Origin of the sequence: Aeromonas sp. PrichA-15, assembly GCF_017939245.1 — a bacterium.
In the GTDB taxonomy this organism is placed as follows: Bacteria; Pseudomonadota; Gammaproteobacteria; order Enterobacterales; family Aeromonadaceae; genus Aeromonas; species Aeromonas caviae.
In genome coordinates, this window is sequence record NZ_JAGKRH010000226.1 from 1 (window position 1) to 5,485 (window position 5,485).

Genomic DNA, 5,485 nt, shown 5'->3' on the forward strand with positions numbered 1-5,485 from the left:
TCCTGTCGTTGGTGGAGACCGGCAAGCGATTGGGCCGCTGCCCACAGGAGTGGTTGAGGGCCGTGGTCAGGGCGTGCATCGAGAAGACAGATTATCCCATCCCGGCAGAACTGATGCCGTCAACCCCGTCCTGGTGAATAGATACTATAGAAGTGCTCTAAAAACAACTCTACCGAGGGATGCGCTGTCGCTGCATATTGATTATGTCGGTAATGAATTTTGACGATATCCAAGGTGTGCTGTAGTTCGTTAAGAAAGTTTCTTGGGGTACTGGCAAGTCGGTATTGATGGGGTGCCATCTCCTCTGGATAGACTTCAAATGTAATTCTAGTGTTGATGTTTTTAATGAATTTCAGAATATCGATAAGCATGGGATTACCTCTCTCATGTCAAACATGAATGATTACTGAGTGAACCGAAGTGGATGTACTGTGCGGCTACAGTCTATGGGCTGTAGTTAACTGGTGTAGATGGTGTGGTTTATACGGTGGTAGTGGGATATGTAATGAATATGATTGGTATGTATATCACTAACCCCCAAACTAACTAGCAGTAGCCGTGTTACTGCAGATGGAATTTGCTACCAATAATTCTATCTAATCGCAATGGAAAGATGATTCAGGCTACTAGGCATGATAGAAATGGTAGTTCTAGTGTTTATAGACTTATGGAACTTTTGAGTGAGACAAAAAAATTAAGAACGCAGGGTTGCCTGTGCTGTTATCCAGGCATCCACTTCGTGCTCCAACCAGCCTATTGCTGATAGTCCAATCTTCATCGGCCTTGGGAAGGTTGCGTTGAAGCGGGGGGACTGAGGGTTCAGCCAGTCGTAAATTGTCGAACGGCCAATGCCAATCTTGTTGATGAGGTCTTTGATGCGCAGGACTTTGATCGTGTTATTCATGGTGTACTCCTGATGATGTGGTAGTTGTTCATCAGAAGAGCGAGCCAGTTAAAAAAAACAGGGTATCGCATCATTCTCTTTAGAAGTTAGAAGAGTATGAACTGTAATTTCTATCCAAACTGCTAGCCATAACGCTACATAAAGTGACCAATCCAGGCGGCTGATACATGGATTGTAGGTAATACAAAATTGTAGGCCCCTAGGTTAAGGCTATACCGATAGATGCTATCCACCTATCCGCAGCAAAGAGAACTGAAGAGCCTCCACATGGGCCATGGCAACTCAAAATATACTAAATGCAACCATGCAATAAGTTAAGTGGTGCTTACATCACATCCTTAGTGCAACCTTGTTGATGTTGCAATAGAAAAATATAGAATTGAAGGTTATGCTGGGATTGACACACCATAAAGAAGGTTAAATATGGCAAGGAATAAAAAATCTAGACCACATCATTATATTGGCGAAAAAGCCAAAAGTGAGCTTCGCGCCCCCCCAACACAGCATAAAAAAGAAGACATTAAAATAAATAAAGATATGTTCACTGATGATAATAAAGTGGAGAAATCCACTAAAATAAAACGTGTTTTGCGAGGGAGTAAAACAGAAAATAATAAAGATAAAAATATTAAAATGAAAACAACAGAAAGGCCATATTCAATATACGACTGTGATAAAGAATGCCTCCTCGCTGCACAGCGAACTAGAAAGACTCCACATCTGGCATTTAGACATGAAGGGCTTAGTAAGAATGGATTGCAGATTGAGAACGACACACCTATCGGCCATTTTATTGAAGATAATAAGTCTAGCGAAGTAACTTACTATCAAAAATTTATAGCAACTGAAGATTACAGTAACTTCGAGCATATTTATAATATATTGTCATTTATTTCATCTGTTAGGGAGTATAGCTACCACGAACAATTTAAAATTGGGAGGAAATTTAAAAATAACAATCGATTAGAATTAACCGTTCAGGATGAGGTTAATCTAAATAAAACACTTGTGTATAGTACTCAGCAGAAAGTAGAAATAAAAAATAAAATAAGAATTTTGTTGAGGTCAAACGTAAACAATATTCTCAATAACCAGGATTATCTTGAACACTTTGATGTGCATCCAGCTGTATCTATATTCATAAAGATAGTAAATGAGAATGGCATTGACATCACATATAGAGATGATTTCGAAGAGTATTTCTCAATCGATCTGATGACCGCCTTCATCAATAAATTCAATGCAGTCTATAACTCTCCATATTATAAAAAAGAGGTTTCTAAAAGACTTTTCAATGTAAGAAAGAATATAAACTCTATCACTGACTTCATAAATATAAAGGTCGATGGCGATTCTACGCATGTGATAAGGTGTTGTTTAGGATTTAACTGCGTTTTCGATGATGGATATGATTCAAAATATGAAAATGAAATTTATGAAATCTATAAAAACCCTAATGAACTATACTATTACAAGCTAACAAAGCTATTTGATGGCAGAGATGCAATATTTAGGCGAGGAGCAAAAAAACCAGTTATGAAGTATATAGATGGGTATATTTGGAAAGTCGATTATTGCTCAATAAGGAAGTATTATCTTCATCTGTTTTTATTTTTAAAACCAGACTGGGGGAAGAGCTTTGACATCGTAGAAGAGATCGGTAACATGTGGAGAAGCAATGTAATCAATGGTGATGTTTTTAAATATGGCGGTGAAACAGACAACTTCCCAATTAAAAATAAAATCGGTCATGACATGCTGGCTAAATCTTTAAACGACTTATTCATTCAGGACATATTAGCTTATGCGATAGTGCGTAAGCCTAATGAAAAAAATCTTCGTTCATTTGGAAAAAGCGGGAATAATAAAAGCACTGACAATCCATTACAAAAAAGCAATTAAACCAACACCAGTAAAAACATAGAGAAATATAAAATATTCTATTCGCTATAAATTATCTATCTGCTTTAAACACTCCATGAGGGTATGACATGAATAAAAATGGAGGTTACGTTCAGTGTAACCTCCATAGGCAAAATCTAAAACTAGAAACTTAATAAACCCTATCCAACTTGTAGATGCACAATATTATCTGCCGGTTTTTCTGATGGTTTCAAGAAACCTCCCCATAACTCCAGAGCCATTTTTTGTTCCGGTAACCGAACCGTATGAACATAGTGAGCCATTACACCAGGTAGGACATGACCTAGAATTTGTTCCACGACATGGGGGGCAATCCCAGCCTCGTTAAGGCGGGTCGCTAAGCTCCTTCGCAGATCGTGCCATGTCCATGGGGCGCTATGCCCGAGCCGCTTCCAAATCCCCCTTCCCCACTGACTTACCGCTTCTGGTCGCTTGAGTTCCCCTAGCAAGTATGGGGATGACTGTGCGGCGGCTGCTTTCAGCAAGGCGTCTATCGTCGGCCGAATAAAATCAGGTATTGGTCTCACGATTTTATTACCTGTTTTTGAGTTAGACGCTGGTACTGTCCATGTACCTTCGGCTAGATTCCATTCTTCGGGTGCTGATAGCCGAGCTTCTTGAGTTCTTGCACCGAACGACAATAGAATCTTGGCCAAATTTCCGTAGTAGCAATACGGACCTAGCTTCTCAGCCCACTCCCATAGTGTTCGCAGTTCTTCTAGCGTCAGAACCCTATCTCGCTTACTTGCTTTTTGCCCAACATCAGCGACGGTCAAGTCATCCAATGCATTACTCACTGCAAACTGTCTGACACGGCAAAACTTCAGAGCATGCTTACAGTTTTGGAAACAATACCCACTAGCCACAGGTGCTACCTTCGAGTATTCGTCAAAGACGCTCAACCAGTGACGAGTATCACAATCTGACAAAGGAAGATCTCCGATACGGGGATAGACCCACTTCGCAAATTGCTGGCGATGCTTCTCACTGTTCGACCTTTTCTTATCGGCGTGATGGCAGAGCCAATACTCGAGTGCATCTTTAACCGTGACAGGCTTAAGCCTTTCATCTTTCCCGATCCGCGTCATCAAGGCAGGATCATTGCCCTCTTCCAACCAAGCTCGACATTGCGCCGCCTTTTTCCTTGCTTCGGAAAGCGACAGCCCCCCCTCCTGGCCGGTATAGGAGCCCAGAGTCAGGTTTTTTGCCTTGCCTAAAATTCGATAGCGATACACGAAGCTGACTTTTCCGCTATTCCTCCACAGAACAGATAGCCCATCCCTGTCCGCAACCTTTCTGGGCGTATCATCATCGTGACCACGCAGCATTGCTTTGAGTTTCGAATCTGAAATTGCCATTTTGAACCCACACTTGAACCCACAAATGTCTTATATACCCTAAGATGACTTTAGACAAGAATGGAAGGTTAAATGATACAAATCAATTAGATATGAACAATTCACAGACAGCATAAAACAGCATTAGACAGGTTGTGCGATAATACGGCATGAACTGATCCCGGTCATTCTGCTGCAGTGCAGACGAAGGCGTATCCCAGCGATGGGATACGCCTTTTTCTATGCCCGGTGTTTACCTGCTCACTCCACCGCCAGCTTGATACCGAGCCCCACGAACAGCCCCCCCATCACACGATTCAGCCAGGTGGCCACCCGGGTGGGTAGTCGCACCTTGCGGCTTGCAAACGCGGTGGAAAACGCCAGCAGATGGCACCAGATCATGCCGTTGAAATTGAAGATGCAGCCCAGCACGATGAATGCCAGTGCTTTTTGCGGCGCATCTGGCGCGATGAACTGGGGTACAAAGGCGAGGAAGAACAGGGCAACCTTGGGGTTGAGGACATTGGTGAGCAACCCCTGCCGAAAGATGCGCCCATAAGAGAGCGCAGGCAGCGCCACAGCCCCATCCACAGACGTTGAAGCGCCACTCCTCTGCCAGAGCATGGACACGCCGAGATAGACCAGATAGAGCGCCCCCATCAGCTTGATGACGGCAAACAGCTCGGCAGAGGCACTCAACAGGGCAGACAGCCCCAGCGCCGCCGCCAACACATGCACCATGGTACCTGTCCCGATACCCAATGCCGCCATGGACCCTGCACGCCATCCCTGGGAGCCGCTGCGCAGCATGATGAGCAGGGAGTCAGGCCCAGGCATCATGTTCAACAACAGGCCAGAAACGATAAACAGCGCCAGATCGTGGATCCCCAACATACACAGCTCCTTGTACATGAAAGAAACAGTCTATGGATCCTGAAGTACTTGTCACTCCCGTTTCCGGCGATAGTGATTATCAAGGAAGGGAATAGCGTTTGAGCCGGAGATATTTGACGCTCAACCAGGTGAAAAAGAGAGATTGAGCCGTTTGAAAGGCAGTGATACTGGCTGAATAGCAATGTTTATCGATGTAATTGACTGGATTTTGAGCATTATCCAGACTTATACCAATCAGATTAAAGATGTGATCTAATTGCTCTATTCTGGTTTCACTGTACTCATACCAATCAGATTAAAGATGTGATCTAATTGCTCTATTCTGGTTTCACTGTACTCAGTATGTCCGATCCAATCGATTTCTTGGCCCTCGCCAAGGCAGAAACCAACGCCAGGAAACGCATGCGATTCCTGGCGTTAGCACACT

At 43.4% G+C, this 5,485-nt stretch carries 4 protein-coding genes; 1 reads left to right on the forward strand and 3 read right to left on the reverse strand.

The window, feature by feature from the left end:
- Positions 1 to 694: 694 nt before the first annotated feature.
- Positions 695 to 904 carry an AlpA family phage regulatory protein gene (locus J9889_RS19735; RefSeq protein ID WP_049636775.1) on the reverse strand — a complete coding sequence of 70 codons (210 nt, stop codon included), beginning with the start codon at positions 902 to 904 and terminating at the stop codon, positions 695 to 697.
- Positions 905 to 1,327: 423 nt separating this feature from the next.
- Between J9889_RS19735 and J9889_RS19740 the strand changes: the two genes are divergently transcribed.
- Complete coding sequence (locus J9889_RS19740; RefSeq protein WP_233265298.1) at positions 1,328 to 2,806, forward strand: histone-like nucleoid structuring protein; 1,479 nt, start codon at positions 1,328 to 1,330, stop codon at positions 2,804 to 2,806.
- A gap of 161 nt (positions 2,807 to 2,967) precedes the next feature.
- On the opposite strand, the gene J9889_RS19745 is transcribed toward J9889_RS19740, so the two are convergent.
- Together J9889_RS19745 and J9889_RS19750 are read right to left on the reverse strand one after the other, a co-directional pair.
- Positions 2,968 to 4,185: a site-specific integrase gene (locus J9889_RS19745; RefSeq protein WP_210557809.1), complete on the reverse strand. Its 1,218-nt coding sequence runs from the start codon at positions 4,183 to 4,185 to the stop codon at positions 2,968 to 2,970.
- 240 nt (positions 4,186 to 4,425) lie between these two features.
- Positions 4,426 to 5,058: a LysE family translocator gene (locus J9889_RS19750; RefSeq protein ID WP_183148886.1), complete on the reverse strand. Its 633-nt coding sequence runs from the start codon at positions 5,056 to 5,058 to the stop codon at positions 4,426 to 4,428.
- Positions 5,059 to 5,485 lie beyond the last annotated feature (427 nt).

Coding starts and splice junctions, on each gene's coding strand:
- J9889_RS19750 (WP_183148886.1), bottom strand. CDS start 5,058: ATGTTGGGGATCCACGATCTGGCGCTGTTTATCGTTTCTGGCCTGTTG.
- J9889_RS19745 (WP_210557809.1), bottom strand. CDS start 4,185: ATGGCAATTTCAGATTCGAAACTCAAAGCAATGCTGCGTGGTCACGAT.
- J9889_RS19735 (WP_049636775.1), bottom strand. CDS start 904: ATGAATAACACGATCAAAGTCCTGCGCATCAAAGACCTCATCAACAAG.
- J9889_RS19740 (WP_233265298.1), top strand. CDS start 1,328: ATGGCAAGGAATAAAAAATCTAGACCACATCATTATATTGGCGAAAAA.